The organism is Alistipes sp. Marseille-P2263 (assembly GCF_018101075.1).
Taxonomy (GTDB): domain Bacteria; phylum Bacteroidota; class Bacteroidia; order Bacteroidales; family Rikenellaceae; genus Alistipes; species Alistipes dispar.
Window position 1 is genome coordinate 98125 of sequence record NZ_JAGQEJ010000006.1, and the last position, 18983, is coordinate 117107.

10 protein-coding genes are annotated in these 18983 nt (G+C 62.5%); all 10 read left to right on the forward strand.

The window, feature by feature from the left end; genetic code table 11:
• The first annotated feature begins 142 nt into the window (after nucleotides 1–142).
• Complete coding sequence (locus tag KB554_RS08670) at nucleotides 143–1495, forward strand: TrpB-like pyridoxal phosphate-dependent enzyme (protein WP_211035628.1); 1353 nt, start codon at nucleotides 143–145, stop codon at nucleotides 1493–1495.
• A 699-nt stretch (nucleotides 1496–2194) separates the two neighbouring features.
• Complete coding sequence (locus KB554_RS08675) at nucleotides 2195–5527, forward strand: SusC/RagA family TonB-linked outer membrane protein (RefSeq protein WP_141429077.1); 3333 nt, start codon at nucleotides 2195–2197, stop codon at nucleotides 5525–5527.
• A gap of 20 nt (nucleotides 5528–5547) precedes the next feature.
• Nucleotides 5548–7233 carry a RagB/SusD family nutrient uptake outer membrane protein gene (locus KB554_RS08680; protein ID WP_141429076.1) on the forward strand — a complete coding sequence of 562 codons (1686 nt, stop codon included), beginning with the start codon at nucleotides 5548–5550 and terminating at the stop codon, nucleotides 7231–7233.
• A 19-nt stretch (nucleotides 7234–7252) separates the two neighbouring features.
• Complete coding sequence (locus KB554_RS08685) at nucleotides 7253–8155, forward strand: putative zinc-binding metallopeptidase (protein ID WP_141429073.1); 903 nt, start codon at nucleotides 7253–7255, stop codon at nucleotides 8153–8155.
• 20 nt (nucleotides 8156–8175) lie between these two features.
• A complete protein-coding gene (locus KB554_RS08690) occupies nucleotides 8176–9519 on the forward strand; it encodes a DUF4302 domain-containing protein (RefSeq protein ID WP_211035630.1) in 1344 nt (447 codons plus the stop codon).
• A gap of 52 nt (nucleotides 9520–9571) precedes the next feature.
• A complete protein-coding gene (locus tag KB554_RS08695; RefSeq protein WP_211035632.1) occupies nucleotides 9572–11749 on the forward strand; it encodes an SUMF1/EgtB/PvdO family nonheme iron enzyme in 2178 nt (725 codons plus the stop codon).
• A 112-nt stretch (nucleotides 11750–11861) separates the two neighbouring features.
• Nucleotides 11862–13922 carry an SUMF1/EgtB/PvdO family nonheme iron enzyme gene (locus tag KB554_RS08700; RefSeq protein ID WP_211035634.1) on the forward strand — a complete coding sequence of 687 codons (2061 nt, stop codon included), beginning with the start codon at nucleotides 11862–11864 and terminating at the stop codon, nucleotides 13920–13922.
• Nucleotides 13923–14189: 267 nt separating this feature from the next.
• Nucleotides 14190–17015: a carboxypeptidase regulatory-like domain-containing protein gene (locus tag KB554_RS08705; protein ID WP_211035636.1), complete on the forward strand. Its 2826-nt coding sequence runs from the start codon at nucleotides 14190–14192 to the stop codon at nucleotides 17013–17015.
• Nucleotides 17016–17018: 3 nt separating this feature from the next.
• Nucleotides 17019–17423, forward strand: coding sequence for a hypothetical protein (locus tag KB554_RS08710; RefSeq protein ID WP_211035638.1), 405 nt, complete (start codon nucleotides 17019–17021; stop codon nucleotides 17421–17423).
• A complete protein-coding gene (locus tag KB554_RS08715) occupies nucleotides 17420–18952 on the forward strand; it encodes a DUF6850 family outer membrane beta-barrel protein (protein WP_242116248.1) in 1533 nt (510 codons plus the stop codon). The genes KB554_RS08710 and KB554_RS08715 overlap by 4 nt, the downstream gene beginning before the upstream one ends.
• Nucleotides 18953–18983 lie beyond the last annotated feature (31 nt).

Here is an 18983-nt window from a genome sequence, read left to right on the forward strand (position 1 = left end):
TGGCGCTCATTGACTCTCGTGAACAATGAGTGCGGTCCGGCGTATGTATAGGTCAGCAGGAATCCCGAGCCACAAGCCCGTTGTTTACGAAAGTGAACAGCGGGCTTTTCTTTTGCACAAAACCCTTAAAAATCCACGATAAATGAAAACGAAGAAATTCTGCCTGACCGAGCGTCAGATGCCTGCCCAATGGTACAACATCGTAGCCGACATGCCCAACCGGCCGCTGCCGCCGCTGCACCCCGTCACCCGGGAACCCGTCACCCGGGAGCAACTGTCGGCCGTTTTCGCCGAGGAGCTGATCGAACAGGAAATGTCCGTCGAACGGTTCATCGACATTCCCGAGGAGGTACAGGAGATCTACCGCATCTGGAGGCCGACGCCGCTGGTACGCGCCACCGGACTGGAGAAGGCGCTCGACACGCCGGCGAAAATCTACTTCAAGAACGAGAGCGTCTCGCCCGCCGGCTCGCACAAGCCCAACACGGCCGTACCGCAGGCCTACTACAACTACAAGCAGGGCATCCGCCGCCTCACGACCGAGACGGGCGCCGGACAATGGGGTTCGGCCATCGCCTTCGCGGGACGGCACTTCGGCATCGACGTCGAGGTTTACATGGTCCGCGTGAGCTACGACCAGAAACCCTACCGGCGGCTGATGATGCAGACCTGGGGCGCACAGTGCTTCCCCTCGCCCTCGGACCGCACCGCCTCGGGCCGCGCCGCGCTGGCGAAGGACCCGGCCTGCTCGGGCAGCCTCGGACTGGCGATCTCGGAGGCCGTGGAGATGGCGCTGCAACACCCCGAAGACACGCGCTACTGCCTGGGCAGCGTACTGAACCACGTGCTGCTGCACCAGACCGTCATCGGACAGGAAGCCGTCGCGCAGATGGAGATGGCCGACGCCGAGCCGGACGTGGTGATCGGCTGCTTCGGCGGCGGCAGCAACTTCGCAGGGCTGGCCTTCCCGTTTCTGAGAAAGAGGCTGACCGGCGGCAACCCGGTCCGCGTCGTGGCCGTCGAACCCGCCAGTTGCCCGAAACTCACGCGGGGAGCCTTCCGGTACGACTTCGGCGACGTGGCGGGATATACCCCCCTGATCCCGATGTACACGCTGGGGCACGACTTCCAGCCTTCGGACATCCACGCCGGCGGACTGCGCTACCACGGTGCGGGAGCCATCGTCAGCCAGTTGCTCAAGGACCGGTTCGTCGAAGCCTGCGCCATTCCGCAGACCGAGACGCTCGGCGCCGGCATCCTGTTCGCCAAGACCGAAGGCATCATCCCCGCGCCGGAATCGACGCACGCCATCGCCGCCGCCGTCCGCGAGGCCCTGCAAGCCCGGGAGGAGGGGCGCGAGAAGACCATCCTCTTCAACCTCTCGGGCAACGGCGTGATCGACCTCTATGCCTACGAACAATACCTCTCCGGTGCGCTGAAGGACTATACCCCGACCGATGCGGAGATACGCCGTTCGCTGGACCGGATCGCCTGACAGGGGAAAGGCCGTGAAACGGGAGAGAAATGCCCCGTTTCACGGTCCTGCACCCTCCTGCGCAGGGTTTCCGCTTACAATCCGAAATCACAGAGGAAACAGAGCCATCCGTTTTTTCGCTAAAAAATTAAAAAATATTATGAATTTCGAAAAATCTTTTATATCTTGCATCCAGTTAATTCAATGCAAAATTTCAGATCGTCGTATTTTTAACAAGAATAGACTAACAACCGCAACTTAGAAACGAAATACGGATTACAACCCGACGCTTTTCGCACCGAAAACAATACCAAACCGTAACATACGCCTACCGAACCTCCCCCGAAACGCACCCGCAAACCCGAACGCATGTCACGACGCCAGCCGATAATCCCCTGCCTCACCGGACGGACCACCCGCCCGGCGGGAGCCGCTGCGGAAGCCGCCGGACCGAGAAGGGGGGGGGGAACTTTCAAACACGGACTCCGGTAAGGTTCTCCGGCGTTCCATATCCACGGAACGCATTTTCTATCAGACGCTTAACAATGTATGGACGCTGATCCCCGTGCCCCAGAAGGACTCGGAGGCAGCCTTCGTTGCGCCCGTATCATACCGTCAAGTCTGGCATCCGCTCCGGATGTCAGGCTTTTTTGTGCGCCCGGGCCCCTGAAAACCGAAAACTCCCTACCCTCATCAATTATTAACCCAACACATTATGAAATGAAAAAAACACTACTCCTGTTTCTGTTTTTTTGTGCGGGCTTCGCAGCAGCCGTCGCCCAGACAAGACTCTCCGGCGTAGTCAGGGATGCCGAGAACGGCAAACCGCTGGATTTCGTGAGCGTGGCCGTCAAGGGCACGACCGTCGGCATAGCGACCGACGCACAAGGCAAATTCGCACTCGCCCTGCCCGCAGGCGCGACGACGCTGGTGGTCAGCTACGTGGGCTACGACACGCAGGAGGTGGAGATCAAGGGGCGCCGGCACATCGACGTCTCCCTTCAGAAATCCTCCCTCAAAATGGACGCGGTCGTCGTGACCGGATTCCAGGACATCAAGAAGCAGACCTTCACCGGATCGTCCGTCAAACTCAAGACCGAGGACCTGAACATGGCCGGCGTGACGGACGTAAGCCGCATGCTCGAAGGCAAGGTGGCGGGCGTCTCGGTGCAGAACGTCTCGGGAACGTTCGGCGCGGCCCCCAAAGTCCGCATCCGCGGCGTCACGTCGATCAACGGCGACAACAAGCCGCTGTGGGTAGTGGACGGCATGGTGCTCGAGGACGTCGTGGACATCTCCAACGACCAGCTTTCGAGCGGCGACCCCACCACGCTGCTCGGCTCCTCGGTGGCGGGCATCAACGCTTCGGACATCGAGACCTTCGACATCCTGAAGGACGCCGCCGCAACGGCGCTCTACGGCGCCCGCGCCATGAACGGCGTGATCGTCATCACCACCAAGCGGGGAAAACAGGGAGCCCCGATCATCACCTACAACGGCAACTTCACGCTGCGGACCAAGCCCCGTTATTCGCAGTACAACATCATGAACTCCTACGACCAGATGTCGGTCTTCTCCGAAATGGAGCGCAAGGGGCTGCTCGGACCCGACATCGTGAACTCCGCGAACTCGGGCGTTTACGGCATCATGTACAACCAGATCAACGCCTACAACGCCAGCAGCGGCAAATTCGGGCTGGAGAACACGCGGCAGGCACGCCACGACTTCCTGATGAAGTACGCCAGGGCCAACACCGACTGGTTCGACAAGCTGTTCACCTACAACCTCATGCACGAGCACTCGCTCAGCATCTCGTCCGGCTCCGAGAAGTCGCGCACCTACGCCTCGATCGGCTTCCTGGGCGACAACGGCTGGAGCATCGCGGACAAGGTGAACCGCTACACGGTCAATTTCCGCAACGATTTCGACGTCAGCAGCAAAATCCGCACGTCGGTTCAGGTCGTGGGATCGCTGCGCCAGCAGGACGCCCCCGGTTCATTCACCCGCCAGTCCGACGTGGTGACAGGCAGCTTCTCGCGCGACTTCGACATCAACCCCTTCAGCTACGCGCTCAACACCAGCCGCGCCCTGCGCCCCTACGACGACGAGGGCAACCTGGAGTACATCACGATGAACTACGCCCCGTTCAACATCCTCTCGGAGCTGCGCAACAACCAGCTCCACCTGACGGTGGCCGACGTGAAGTTGCAGGGCGAGCTGAACTACACGATCGTCCCGGGACTGCGCTACAACTTCACCGGGGCGCTGCGCTACGTGCAGACCACGCAGGAGCACGAAATCACCGAGCACGCCAACGCCGCCAACGCCTACCGCGCGGCGGGCAACTCGACCATCCGCAGCCTCAACCCGTTCCTCTACCGCGACCCGAACGACCTCTCGGCCGAACCGGTCGTCGTGCTCCCCTACGGCGGCTTCTACAACACGGCCACCAACAAGATGCTCAACTACGTCGTCCGCAACTCGCTCAGCTACACAAAGGTTTGGGATACGGACCGCACGCACGAGCTGAGCGTGCTGGGCGGCATGGAAATCCGCTCCACCGACCGGCGCGTCAATTCCACGACCGGATACGGCTACCAGTACGACGGCGGCGGCGTGGTGTCGCTCGATCCCAAACTGATGGAGATGCTCGTTTACCGGCAGTCGCCCTACTACATGATGGAGGACACCTACGAGCGCAATGCGGCCTTCTACGCCAACGCCGACTACACGTTCGACCGCCGCTACTCGATCTCGGCCTCGGCGCGTTACGACGGTTCGAACCAGTTAGGACGCGGCGCCGCGAAGCGGTGGCTGCCCACATGGACCTTCGCCGGGAAGTGGATCATCTCCAACGAAGCCTTCATGGAGAACGCCTCGCGCATCGTCGATTTCATGAGCCTGCGCGCCAGCTACGGACTGACGGCCAACATCCCGCCTTCGGCCTCGAACGCCATGGCGCTCTACTACAACCAGGAGCTCTACCGGCCCGGAAACGCCGAGGTGGGCATCACGCTGGCCGACTTGCAGAACACCGAGCTGACGTGGGAGAAGAACTACCAGCTCAACGTGGGCTTCGACCTGACGCTGTTCGGCGGACGGCTCGACTTCAACGTGGATTACTTCAACCGGCAGGGTTTCGACCTGATCTCGCAGATCAAGGTGGCGGGTATCGGCGGTTTCATGTGGAAGAACGCGAATTACGCCGATCTCGACTCGCAGGGCGTGGACATCACGCTCGGCGGCAAGATGATAAGCACCAAGGACTGGACCTGGTCGGCGCACTTCACCTTCGGCTATTCGAAGAACATCATCCGCAACGCCAAGAACAGTCCGGAGGTGTTCGAGCTCGTCCGCCAGGAGGGAGGCAACAAGAACAACTACCCGGTGAACAGCCTCTTCTCGATTCCCTTCGCGGGACTGAATCCCGAAACGGGCATCCCCATGTTCTACAACGAGAAGGGCGAGATCGGATACGACTGCTACATGCAGGGCATCGAGACCGACTTCCTGAAGTACGAGGGGCAGATCGACCCCAAATACACGGGCGGACTGAACACCACGCTGCGCTGGAAGAGTCTTTCGATGAACCTCTTCTTCACGTTCCAGGCGGGCAACGTCATCCGGCTCAACCCGGTGTTCAGCTCCAGCTACAGCGACATCACGGCTCTCCCGAACGAGTTCAAGGACCGCTGGATCATGAGCGGCGACGAGCAGCGCACCGACATCCCGGCCATCGCCGACAACCTCATGCAGAAGCTCTACCTCTCGAGCGCCTACCCGTACAACAACTACAACTACTCGTCGGCGCGCGTGGCCAAGGGAGACTTCATCCGCCTCAAATCGCTCTCGATCAACTACGAGCTGCCCTCGGCGCTCGTCCGCAAGAGCCGCGTGTTCAAGCGCGCCGCCGTGCGGCTGACGGCCAAGGACCTCTGGCTGATGTACTCGGACAAGGCCCTCAACGGTCAGGATCCCGAGTTCTTCAACACGGGCGGCGTGGCCATGCCCGTCCAGACGCAGTTCGTGCTCTCGCTCGATTTAGGTTTCTAACATAAAGTACGCAAGCAATCATGAAAAGAATCATCGAAATATTCCTCGTAACGCTGGGCTTGGCGCTGTCGGCGGGATGCAGCGAGTTCCTGGACACCGTGCCCGACAACCGCACCACCATCGACACGCCGAAAAAGATCAGCCAACTGCTCGCCACGGCCTACCCCGACCGAACCTACATGACGCTCATTGAGCACCGCTGCGACGGATACACCGATTTCGGCAGCACCTTCCAGGGAATGCAGCCCGACGCGGCGTTCGACAACGTCGTGAGCGCCTTCCTCTGGGACGAGTTCACCCGCTCGGAATCGGGCAACGACACCAACGAGCAGTACTGGACCTCGGCCTACAACGCCATCGCCGTGGCCAACCACGCGCTCGAAGCCATCGAACAACTGCCCGATCCCGGTGCGGCCTCCTTGCAGAAGGGCGAAGCGCTGCTGGCCCGCGCTTACGCGCACTTCTGCCTGCTGACCCTCTTCGCCGACTTCTTCGACACGAACAACCTCGCGGCCAATCCGGGCATCCCCTATGTAACCGAACCGGAGACGGTCGTCATCAAGCATTACGACCGCGAAACGGCCGCCCAGACGCTCGAACACGTCCTGAAGGACCTCGAGGAGGGAATGCAGCTCGTAGGCGGCAGCAGCGACTACGACCAGCCCAAATTCCACTTCACGCGGGATGCCGCCGCGGCGCTCGGCGCCCGCATCGCCCTCTTCTCGCGCAACTACAACGACGTGATCCGTTACGCCAACATGCTGCTGCCCACGCCGACACAGCACTTCGCGCTCTCCTACACCGACGACACGCCCGTACTGAACGCCGACGGGTCGCCGGCACAGGGCGTGGACCCGAACGACGCGGCCGACCAGTTCATGCGGAGCAACCTCCACGACTGGCGCACCTATATCAAGAGCGGCAATCCCGACCAGATGGGCACGGACTTCACCAGCGCCAGCGCCAACGCCAACCTGCTCCTCACCGAGTGCGTGACGCTGGCCTACCGGGAGATGGTCGGAACGGCCTACGTCCGTCACGCGATGGAGCGCACGGCCATGGTGACGCTGCTGACCGAGAACGTCACGGGCGACCCGTGGATCTTCCAGAACGTAGCCTACCAGTGGAACGGCGGACGCACCTACTGGCTGCCGAAGTTCTACGAGGACTTCAAGATCGACAATCCCGTGGCGCAGACCGGAGTGCCCTACTCGAAGTGCGCGCTGCTGCGGCTGGAGGAGGTGCTGCTCGCCCGCGCCGAAGCCTACGCCATGCTGGGCAACTACGACGGCGCGCTGGACGATCTGAACATGTTCGCCGCCTGCCGCATAGACGATTACGCCTACGGACCGAACACCCTCTACAAGGACAAGCTGACCGACTACTACACGGCCCAGCTCAATGCTCCGGACCACTTCATCAACAGCGCCTACAACGCCGGCCGTTTCAAGGCGGGCGACGAGGGCAACGTGCAGAAGGCGCTCATCCTGACCGTACTGGACTTCCGCCGCATCGAGTTCCTCTACGAAGGCATACGCTACTGGGACGTGCTGCGCTGGAACATTCCCGTGACGCACACGACCATCGACGGCGCCACCAGCACCCTCACGCCCGACGACGACCGCCGCATCCTGCAAATCCCGCAGATCGCGACCGCCTCGGGCATTCAACTCAACGACATGGTAAACATCCCCTATCCGTGGTAATTCAAAAGCTGAAAATACGATGAAAACACTACGTCATATCCAATTCTGCCTCTTCGCGCTCCTGGCCGGAGCAGCCTTCACGGCCTGCAACGAGGAGGACCCCATCGACCCCAACGCCGACATTCCCGGCCTGGGCGGCGAAGAGACCGTCCAGACGGAGACCGACCGGTGGCTCTACGAAAACTACGTCGTGCCGTTCAACATCGACGTCGAATACAAGTGGGACGCCACGGACATGATGCCTTCGATCGACAAGCAGTTAGTGCCCGTCGATGAGGAGCTGGTCATCCCGTTCATGCAGGTGATGTACGACGTCTGGTTCTCGCCCTACGAGCAGACGGCCGGACTCGACTTCGTCAAGGAGATCACGCCCAAGAAGGTCGTGCTGGTCGGCAGCCCCGAGTACGAATTCGGAGCCATCAAGCTCGGACAGGCCGAAGGCGGCCGCAAGATTCTGCTGCTCAACGTGAACGGGTTCGACCCATCGGATGCCGCGAACGTCAAGGAATTCCTCCACACCATCGAGCACGAGTTCGCGCACATTCTGCACCAGACGGTGCTCTTCGACAAGAACTACGAAAAGATCAGCGCCGGCAACTACCTTCCCTCGGGCTGGACGAGCGTCTCGGATTCGGAGGCGCGCCAACTGGGCTTCATCACCCCCTACGCCATGTCGGGCAAGGACGAGGATTTCGTGGAGATGATCTCGATGATCATGGTCTACGGCCGCGAATGGTACGAAGAGACGGTGCTGACCGAGGCCGGGACGACCGGCGCGGCCCTGTTGCAGCAGAAGGAGCAGATCGTGATCGACTACCTGAAAAACACCTGGGGCATCGAGTTCTACGACACGGCGGGCGAAAAAGGACTGGTGACCTGCGTACAGGAGGCCATCGCCCAGGTGGTCGCGGACAATCAATAACCCTATAACACGGCAGAAAGATGAAAAAACACCTCTATCGCATATTCCTGCTCCCGGTCGTGCTGCTGGCTGCGACCGCCTGCAACGACAACGACTACGAAACGACGATGGGCGACGTGGACCAGCGCCTCGACGAGGCCATCTCCTCCTACTACGGGGAGCTCTCCGCGGCCGAAAACGGCTGGATCGCCAACATTCCCACATCGAAGGGCATCTACCGGTTCTGGATGGATTTCACCGACGACAACCGCGTGACGATGTACACCGACAACCTGATGTACCCCGACTTCCGGACCACGCCCGACGAAAGCAGCTACCGCATCCAGGGGTTGCAGCGTCCGACGCTGATCTTCGACACGTACAGCTACCTGGCCATCATCAACGACCCGAACTCCGACATCAGCGGCGGCAGCGCGGAGGACAACCAGGGCCTCGAAACCGACTTCGAGTTCGAAATCGCCTCGTTCGACGGCGACACCTTCTCGCTGCTCGGCCGCCGCAACCGCGTCGAGGCCACGCTGACGAGAGCCTCGGCCGAAGAGAAGAACCTCGTGCAGCAGGGGGCGCTGATGCAGGTGCAGGAGGACCTCCAGCAATTCATCAACCGCGACGGCTACTGCTACGTCGCGCTGGGCAGCGGGAAGGTCGCCGTGGATTTCGACCTGCGTTCCGTCACGCTGAGCTACGTGCAGGGCACCAACACGGTGATCTCGGCCACCGCGTCGTCCTATGTCGATCTGAAACACAACATCGTACTGCAGGAGCCGCTCGTCATGCAGGGGTCGATCATCTCGGGATTCCTCTGGAACGACGCCACGCAAAGCTACACGGCCGTCTCCTCGCAGCAGATTCCCGTGCAGCGGCAGGACGAGGCCATCATCGGGCTCGACGCGATGCTGGGCGCCGGCAGCGGCTACAAATACTCCGCGCTGGCCGTGCGTCTGTCCATGTACGGCGGCGACACGTCGTGCGAGATCGCGCAGCAGCTCGTCAATTTCGGCAAGGAGATCTCCACCGTGTTCCGCATGACGCTGGGCGATATCTACATGCGCTTCGGCGAGCTCGAAGGCCGGCCCTATATCGACATGGAGGTGGAGTTCGGCCTCTATCAGGCGGTCTTCACGTTCGACATCCTGGAAAATCCCAACGGCACGACCAAACTGCTCCGCTACAACACGGACTACGATCCGGTGGGAAATTCCCAGACCCTGCTCGACAACGGCTGCGGACAGAAACTCTGCGACTACCTCACGGGCAAGACCTTCCGCAAGACCTGGCTCAAGCAGTCGTTCGGAACCTACCGGATGGGCGCGCTCACGGACACGAAGGACCCGGCCAACTACATGCCCGGCGCCCTGCTCTGAGCCCCCGGCCAACGGACACATCCATTCGAAAACCCTTAAAAACAATCGCATTATGAAACGTATCTTCCAGTATGGCTTCGCCCTCGCGCTCGCGGCGTGCTCCTTCGCGGCGTGCAGCGACGACGACACCGGCGAAAACGGTGTCAAGACCGATGTGGCTCTCTCCCCCTCGACCTCTCTGATAGGCGTGAGCTTCTCGGCCAACACGCTCAACGTAAGCAATAACGGCATCTATCCCTCGGCCTCGATCGCCGTCAAGAAGGCCGACGGTTCGGCCCTGAGCGGCGTAACGCTCCAGGTCGAACTGTCGAACAACAGCGCCTCCGAAGAGTGGTGTCAGATCGAACCGAAGAACAATGCGCTGCAATTCACCGTCCAGCCCTACGAAGGCGGCGAAGCGGCCCGTTCGATCGACGTGCGCCTCACAGGATCGGGCAACGGCGTCTCGATCAACCCCTTCACCTTCAAGGTCGTGCAGGCTCCCACGCCCAAGAGCGCCGAAGCCCACATCCTCGACTTCTCGATCCCGGAGCAGACCCAGCCCGCCGAAATCGACTACGAGAAGATGACGATCACGGTGAACGTGCCGTTCGGAACCGACGTCACGGCCCTGACGCCCGAAATCGAGATTTCGGCCGGAGCCAGCGTGTCGCCGGCCAGCGGCGAGGCGCAGGACTTCTCCCAGCCGGTGAAATACACCGTGACGGCCGAAGACGGAATCACCAGGCAGGAATACCAGGCCGCCGTGGTGGTCGAGGAGGAGAAGAGCCATGAAGCCGAGATCCTCGAGTTCACGGTTCCCGGACAGATCGGCAAGGCCGAAATCGGCGAAAACACCGTCAAGGCGGTGATGAAGGCGGGTACGAACCTCTCGTCGCTGGCTCCGGTCATCAAGGTTTCGGAAGGCGCCAAGATATCCCCCGCCAGCGGCAGCACGCAGGACTTCTCCCAGCCGGTGAAATACACCGTGACGGCCGAAGACAGCAAAACCACCCGGGAATACACCGTCACGCTGACCGTCGGCGGCGAAGTGGTGCTCGACACCTCCGCAGAGCCCGCCGCAGGCGTAACCCTCTCGGGCAACAACTATACGGTCGTGGCGGGAGGCGCCGCAGCGGCCACGACGGTCAAGGTATCGCTGACCTATTCGGGCAGCCCGATCGCCGACCTGACGGGCTACACCTTCGCGGTCGAGGCCACCGACGCCAAGTCCGGCGCAGCGGCCGCCTGGGTGAAGATCAGCCAGGTGGACGCGTCCGGCGCATTCACCTTCACGGTCGATCCCAACACCGATGAGAACGCCCGCCGCGCCACGATCGCCGTATCGTGCACCGACAACTCGGGAGCCAAGCTTTTCGGCAGCGGCTCGGTCGGCATCTCGCAGGACGGAACCGAGGTCGGCGCGCAGCTCATCGAGCTCATAGACGTTCCGGGCGGCCGTTTCCTGCAAGGCGACAGCCCCGATCCGACAAGCGTCATCGGGAACGCCCGCTACTGCAACCTCACGTCGTTCTCGATCGGCAAATACGAGGTGACGCAGGCGCAGTTCGAGGAGGTGATGGGCTTCAACCCCTCGGAGTTCAAGAAGGAAGGAGCCACCCACCCGGTCGAAAGCGTTTCCATCTGGGATGCCATGCAGTTCTGCGACGAACTGAGCAAACGCGAAGGCTACACGACTTTCTACAACCTCTCCGACATCCAGTACGGACAGGACGGCAGCGGCCGCATCCTCACGGCCACGCGCAACTGCGACATGAGCGCGACGGGATACCGCCTGCCGACGCTGGCCGAATGGGAGTATGCGGCCAAGGGCGGCGCAGAGGGAATCGCCCAATACAGCTATCTCTACGCCGGAGGCGACAACCCGCTCGAAATGGGCTGGTGGCGCGAGAACGAGGGCGAGAAAACGCATCCCGTGGGCGAGAAACCGGCCAATCCGATCGGAATCCACGACATGTGCGGAAACGTCGGAGAGTGGAACCACGACTGGTACGAGCGCCCCTACATGAGCGACTTCCCCTCGACCGACGAGGTGACCGATCCGTTCGGGCCTGACGAGCCGTGCGATGCGGACGACCTGGCATTTATCCGCGGCGGCGACTACGACACGTCGAGCGAATGGAACCTGCGTATCACCTACTGGAGTCTGCAAGCCGGCGGTATCGACATGAATCCCAACAACATGTGCCGCCAGTCGGGAATCGGATTCCGCGTCGTGATCCGCCGCTGATCCGTCCTGCCGGCCCTCGACGGAAGGGGTCGGGTCCATGCGGCCCCTTCCGTTCTTCACGCCTCCAGCCGAGGAGGCGCTCCCTTCCCCATCATCCATCAAAAAAACGACCATGAAAAAATTCCGCAATATCCGGCGAATCTTCGCCATGGGGATTTTCGCCGCGGCGGCCCTCGCCGCATGCAGCGACGACCCCGACACCCCCGACCCCGTGACGTTGGGATTCGCACCGCTTTCCGGTGTCGAAAACGTCGTCTTCTCTCAGAACAAGCTCACCGTCACCGCCTCCGGCGCGACGGTCTCGATCGGCCTCACGGACGAGGACGGCGGTGCGATCAGCAACCTCAATCTGGCGGCGAAGGTCTCCGGAACGGGCGAAACCTCCTGGTGCAAGGCCTCGGTGGAGGCCGGCAAGCTCCGCCTTGCGATCGACCCCTACACCGACAAGGAGACCGAACGCACGGCCGACGTCGAGGTGTTCTCCGACGCCACCTACGTCACGCCCGTCTCGCTGACGGTCGTACAGAAGGCGCAGCCCAAACTGACCGCCTCCTCCATCACGGCCTTCTCGTTCGAGGAGCAGAGCGGCCCGGCGACGATCGACCAGGAGGCCCTGACGATCGCCGTCACGGTCACCCGCGGCACGGACGTCACCAGGCTCGTTCCGACCATCGAGGTATCGGAAGGCGCGACCGTCTCTCCCGCCAGCGGCGCCGAACAGGACTTCTCCCAGCCGGTCAAGTACACCGTGACGGCCGAGGACGGAAAGTCGCGGAGCGAATACACGGTCACCGTCTCGGTCGCCAAGAGTTCCGAAGCCAGGCTGCTGTCGTTCAGGGTGACGACCGAACCGGTGGTCGAAGGCATCATCGACGAGGAGAATCACACCGTGCTGCTCAAAGTTCCCTACTCCGACCAATGGCCCTGGTATTACACCTATCAGGAATACGAAATCTCCGAAGGGGCCACCGCCGGAGAGATTCAGTTCGTGGATTCGTGGGACAGCTCCTTCAAGGACCCGGCGACCATCACCATCACGGCCGAAGACGGCGTAACGCAGGTGACCTATACGATCACGGCCGAAATGCTGCCCAACCCGAATGCCGAGATCACCCGGATGCTCTTCCTCGACCCGGAGACCTCCGCACCGACCCCGGGCGTTTACAGCGCCCTGCTCGACGCCGAAGCCAAGACGATCACCATTTACGTCAGACCGGGCCTCGACCGCTCGTCGCTCACACCGACGATCGATTGTTCGGCCAACGCCGAACTCACGCCCGCCTCGGGTACGGCCCAGAACTTCTCTTCGCCGGTCAAATACACCGTCACCTCCGAGGACGGCCAGACCACGGTCGAATACACCGCCACGGCAGTCGAACTGACCGACGTACAGGTGGAGACGGTCGATGTCGAGGCCGGCAGCTTCATCCTCGGCGATCACCCGAAATCCCCCAAAGAGAACAAGCACGAAGTGACGCTGACGAAAGATTTCGCCATCGGCAAATACGAAATGACGCAGGACGTCTTCTCCAAAGTGATGGGATTCAACGAATCGACGGTCATGGGTGACGACCTTCCGGTGACCGGCGTCACGTGGTACGACGCTGCGGAGTTCTGCAACCGGCTGAGCGAAATCAAAGGGCTCGAACCGGCCTACCGGTTCGAACAGGTCACCTACAAGCAGGGAAGCGGACGCATCTCCTCGGCCGTCGTAGTTTACGACCACTCCTCGGCCGCGGGCTACCGTCTGCCGACCGACGCCGAATGGGAGTTCGCGGCACGCGGCGGCAACAGGTCGGAAAACTACGTGTATGCCGGCGGCGACGACGCCAACGAAGTCTCCTGGAACCGGAACAACGCGAAGGACGAGCAGCCGCACCCCGTGGGGACCAAGCAACCCAACGAGCTGGGCATCCACGACATGAGCGGCAACGTCTATGAATGGGTGTACGACTGGAAATGGCCGTACGGAAAGGAACCGACCGAACCTGAAACGGACCCCACGGGAGCTCCGGGTCCCGAAGGGCTTCCTTCGTGGGAGGACTACCGCTACCAGCGGGGCGGCGACTTCAAATGCTCCGACTCGTCGATCTATTACATCTACAACCGTATCAATACGCCGGATTCGAAAGGAGACGGCATCGGATTCCGCATCGCCCTCACCAAAAAATAAAAAGTTCACATTCTTACCGGGCGTCCGGGATTCCCTTCCGAGGGGATCCCGGATTTTTCGTATCCGCCTCTTTCCGGGTCCGGAACAGGTTTCCGGAGAAAGGTCCGGACAGCCGGACGGACCGGCGGACGGACAGCACCCGCCCCGGAAACTCGGAAGGGCATCCCAAAATACGGCTCCCCCTTTCGGAGTAGTTTTCCGACGCAAATTACCTATTATTGGGGATTGCCGCTTTTTCGGCCTCCCTCTACCTTTGTGCTCGGAATTATGTGGTGCAAGACGAAATATCTACTGATCCTTCCGGGCCTCTTCCTGTCCCTCGCCGCCGGAGCGCAGCGGCGCCCGGCCAATGACGCGGGAATCACGTTCGAGGTAACCGATTCGCTGAGAAATCCGCTCCAGTACGCCACCGTGGCGCTGAAGGCCGTTCCCGATGCGGGAAAGCCGCCTTACGCCGCCACGACCGACGCGGCCGGCAAATGCGGCTTCGCGCTCCCCGCCGGAAGCTACGAGGTCACGGTCTCCTACATCGGATACGCCACGCAGCGCACGACGCTCGCCGTCCCGTCCGGAAGCGCGATCTACCGGGTCGTAAGGCTCCGGGCCGTATCGACGGAAATCCGCGACGTGGTCATCACGGCCACCGAAGTCCGGGGACCCGTCTCGGCCGTGCACATCGGCCGCGAGGCGATGCAGCACCTCCAGCCGTCGAGCTTCGAGGACCTGCTCGAACTGCTCCCCGGCGGAAGGGCGTCGGATCCGGCCTTCTCGGCATCAAACCACATCCGCCTGCGCGAAGCGGCCTCCTCCGACGCCGACTACGCCACCTCGTCGCTGGGCGTCTCGTTCGTCATGGACGGGCGGCCGCTCTCGAACGACGCGGCGATGCAGTACGGAGGCTCCCTGTCGAGCGGCATGACGAGCGACAACGGCGTTCCCGTATCGCTCAACGCCGGAATCGACATGCGCACGCTCCCCACGGACGAAATCGCCTCGGTGGAGATCGTGCAGGGCATCCCCTCGGTCGAATACGGCGACCTGACGAGCGGACTGGTGAAGATCAAGCGCAAGGAGGGCGGCCGCAACCTCGAGGCCCGCTTCAAGGCCGACCTGAAGAGCCAGCTCCTCTACGTCGGCAAGGGATTCGAGTGGGGCGGGAAGGCCGACCTGCTGACGATGAACGTCGGCGCGAACTACCTCGACGCCCGCGCCGACCCGCGCAACACGCGGCAGAACTACCGCCGCATGACCGGTTCGTGGCGCATGAAAAAACGCTGGGAGACCGCTTCGGACTACCGCTACACGCTGGGCGGATCGATCGACTACACCGGATCGTTCGACCGCATCAAGAGCGACAAGGACATCGACGAAGGGGTGTCGGGACGCCCGCTGGAACGTTACAAGGCGAGCTACAACAGCCTTTCGGCCGCATTGAACTTCTCGGCGGCGGTCAAGGAGGAATCCGCCTTTTTCCGCAGTTTCGACCTCTCGGCCTCGGTCGATGCGGACTTCGACATCACCGACCGCTGGAAATACATGATCGCCAGCGCCAACGTGCCGATCCGCACGGCGCTGGAGGAGGGGGTCTGCGACGCCGAGATCCTGCCTTCGCGCTACGAGGCCACCCTGCGCGTGGAGAGCAAGCCGTTCTACGCCTTCGCCAAGGCGATGGCGCTCTTCGCGGCGAACACCCGCTCGACGCGCAGCACGCTGCGCGCGGGCGCCGAGTGGTCGATGGCCAAGAACTACGGCGGCGGACTGCTCTACGACATAACGCGCCCCATCACCGAACTGATGTCCACCCGCCCGAGACGCTACGACGCGCTTCCGGCCCTGCACCGGCTCTCGGCCTTCGTGGAGGACAACACCGTGATCCGGGCCGGGAAATGGCGGATCGAGGCCATGGCGGGTCTGCGCGCGACGGCCATGGCCAACCTCGGAAGCCGCTATGCGCTTCAGGGCAAAATCTATCTGGACCCGCGCCTGAACCTCTCCGTCTCGCTGCCGGCATTCGAAGTGGCGGGCGATCCGATGCGTCTCACCCTCTCGGGAGGCACGGGCTGGCACACCAAAACCCCGACGCTCGACCAGCTCTTTCCCGACCCGGTCTATTTCGACTACACGCAACTGAACTATTTCCCCGAGGACCCGGAACTGCGGCGCATCAACCTGATCGTTTACAAATACGATCCGACAAACTACGGTCTGCTGGCCGCCCGCAACTTCAAATGGGAGGTCCGCGGCCGGGCGGAATGGGCCGGATTCGGGCTGTCGCTGGGCTACTTCCGGGAGGACATGACCTCGGGATTCCGCACCTCGTCACGCCCCCTCGCCTTCACGTTCCGCGACTACGACGAGACGGCCATCGACGCCTCGGCGCTCACGGGGCCGCCGTCGCTCGAAGGACTTCCCTACGAGGAGAAAAAGCGGCTGGCGCTGACCGGCTGCACGACCAACGGCAGCCGAACGCTCAAGCAGGGCGTCGAGTTCACCTTCTCGACCCCGCGCATCCGTCCGCTGGCCACGAAACTCATCGTCTCGGGCGCCTACTTCCGGACCGACTACGAGAACAGCGAGCCGCAGTACATCTCCACCTCGGTCGTGGTGACGGGCGGCGAACCCTACCCCTACATCGGCCTTTACGACAAGGAGGACAGCTTCTACAACGAGCTGTGCAACACCAATTTCCTGTTCGACACGCAGATTCCGCGGCTGGGAATGATCTTCTCCACCTCGTTCCAATGCCAATGGTTCACCGGACGGAAACGGCAGTGGACCGACCCGCGCCCGGCGAGTTACCTGGACACCGACCTCAGGGAACACCCCTTCACCGACGAATCGGCCGCCGACGGCATCCTGCAACACATGATAAAGGACGACGTCAGCGACATCGCGTACCTCTACGACCTCACGCCGTTCAGCATGTACGTGAACCTCAAACTATCCAAACGCCTCTACCGAGACAGGCTCACCGTGGCGGTATTCGTGAACCGGCTGTTCGACTACAGCCCCTCGTACATCAACGTATCGGGCGGGCGGACGCGCCGCTACTCCGATCCCTATTTCGGCATGGAGGTCAATTTCAAACTCTGAGACATGATCCGACACCGCATCATACGCACGCTCTGCTGCCTGCCCCTGCTGCTGCCGGCAGCCTGCGAACACCCCGACGGGAACGAACTCTTCACCGAGGTCTCCATCCGGCTCGTGATGCCGGACAGCCGCCCCGTGGAGAGGCTCGAAATCCTCACGGACATCTCCTATTTCTACAACCTGAACACCTACGAACGCACGGCGTTCCCGGAAACGGTGGAACGGAACCGGACGACCGTCCGGCTCCGCCGGGGCATCTACAACTTCATCGTCGAAGCCCGGGCGACCTACGCCGACGGCACGACACGCCGGCTGTACTGCGCCGACTATGCCAACGACAGGGCGAAAGCCGTCACGTGGGTGAACGGGCAGGAATCGGCGGTCCTGTTACTCCAAGCCAACCGATGAGACCCGACGCCATGAAAGCCGCACTGCTGACAATCCTGTTTCTGCTGCCCCTCCCGGCGGCCGCCCGGACCGACTCGACGGCGTTCCGGCGCGACACGGCGGGAATCTCCGAATGCGCATCGCTCGCCGAGGCGGAGGCGGAACACGCCACGGCCCGGTTCTACGAAGCGTCGCCCGCCGCCGCGCTCCGACGCCCGAACCGGTCGCTCTCGCAACTGGCCGTGCGCATGAATCTGCGCCGGGAGGAGGAGGCGCGGCTGCAACCGCTCGGCGACGGAGCGCTCGAAGGCGGATTCTACGCCGAAAGTTTCCGCCGCCTCGACGACCGGAGCGTCGTCTGGGCCGACGCCCGGTACGTGCGCGGCAACCGCCGCAACGTCCGCTGGAACTCCACGGCCGACTACCTGCTGCTCTATCCCTATATCGTGGCGGATTCCGTGGGCGGCGACCTCACGACCGAGGAGTACGCCTTCGGCGGCGGCTACGCCCGGCGGATCGGCCGCTTCGACATCGCCCTGCGGGGCGACTACCGCGCCGCGCAGGAATACCGGCAGGTCGATCCCCGACCTCACAACGTCGTCTCGGACTTCACGTTCCGGCTCGGCGCCGGCATGGAGCTCGGACGCAGCGTGCTGATCCTCGACCTCAGGGGACGGCTCTACAAACAGAACTCGAGAATCTCCTTCTTCAACGAAACCAACACCGTGCGCGAGCTCTTCATGGCCGGACTGGGCAGCATCCTGCAACGCTACTCGGGGAAATCGGGCAGCACGCTCACCGCCTATACCGGCCGCGGATACGCCGTGGCGGCGCAGCTCATGCCGCACCGTCCCGAAGGGTGGTACGCCCGCGCCGAATACAGCCGGTTCACCACGGACCGGAACTACCGACCGAACAACTCCATCCCCGTCAGCACCCTCCGCACGCAGCGGGGCGAAGCGCACGTCGCCTACCGCGCCGGACGCTGGAGCCTCGGGGCGTATGCGGCCCGCTCGCAACGGCTGGGGATCGAAATGGTCGCCGACCGCACCGGACAGGGGACGCCCGTGGACCGGCAGGCGATGTACGAGAACCGCATCTGGCAGGCCGGGGCCGAAGCGACCGTCGAATGGCGGCGCGGCAACCGCCGCTATGCGCTCCGCCCCGGCGTCGAATGGCAGCAGTCTGCGGCCGAATACCTCTGGCCGTCGCGCGAAATGACGCTCTCGCGGCTCGGAGGTTCGCTCCGGGGCCATGCGGAATGGCTCCTCACCCGCTGGAGGTTCAAAGCCTCGCTCGGCATAGGCTGCTACGGAGCCCCTTCCGGAACGCTCTCGCTCCCCGGGCTGGCGGACTACCTGGCCGAATACCTGACCGGCACGGCCGAACGGCTGAACAGCCGGACACTGGCCCCCGAGGCGGGCTTCCGCGCCGAACGCCGCCTGCGGGGACGCACCGCCTGCTTCGCGGAGGCCGGCTGGAGCCCCCGCCTCTACGAAGGAGGCTTGGCGGAACACAACCTCACGGCGGCCTGCGGATTCCTGTTCTGACAATTCATTCCATCATTACAAACCAATAAAA

Coding starts and splice junctions, on each gene's coding strand:
- KB554_RS08670 (WP_211035628.1), top strand. CDS start 143: ATGAAAACGAAGAAATTCTGCCTGACCGAGCGTCAGATGCCTGCCCAA.
- KB554_RS08675 (WP_141429077.1), top strand. CDS start 2,195: ATGAAAAAAACACTACTCCTGTTTCTGTTTTTTTGTGCGGGCTTCGCA.
- KB554_RS08680 (WP_141429076.1), top strand. CDS start 5,548: ATGAAAAGAATCATCGAAATATTCCTCGTAACGCTGGGCTTGGCGCTG.
- KB554_RS08685 (WP_141429073.1), top strand. CDS start 7,253: ATGAAAACACTACGTCATATCCAATTCTGCCTCTTCGCGCTCCTGGCC.
- KB554_RS08690 (WP_211035630.1), top strand. CDS start 8,176: ATGAAAAAACACCTCTATCGCATATTCCTGCTCCCGGTCGTGCTGCTG.
- KB554_RS08695 (WP_211035632.1), top strand. CDS start 9,572: ATGAAACGTATCTTCCAGTATGGCTTCGCCCTCGCGCTCGCGGCGTGC.
- KB554_RS08700 (WP_211035634.1), top strand. CDS start 11,862: ATGAAAAAATTCCGCAATATCCGGCGAATCTTCGCCATGGGGATTTTC.
- KB554_RS08705 (WP_211035636.1), top strand. CDS start 14,190: ATGTGGTGCAAGACGAAATATCTACTGATCCTTCCGGGCCTCTTCCTG.
- KB554_RS08710 (WP_211035638.1), top strand. CDS start 17,019: ATGATCCGACACCGCATCATACGCACGCTCTGCTGCCTGCCCCTGCTG.
- KB554_RS08715 (WP_242116248.1), top strand. CDS start 17,420: ATGAGACCCGACGCCATGAAAGCCGCACTGCTGACAATCCTGTTTCTG.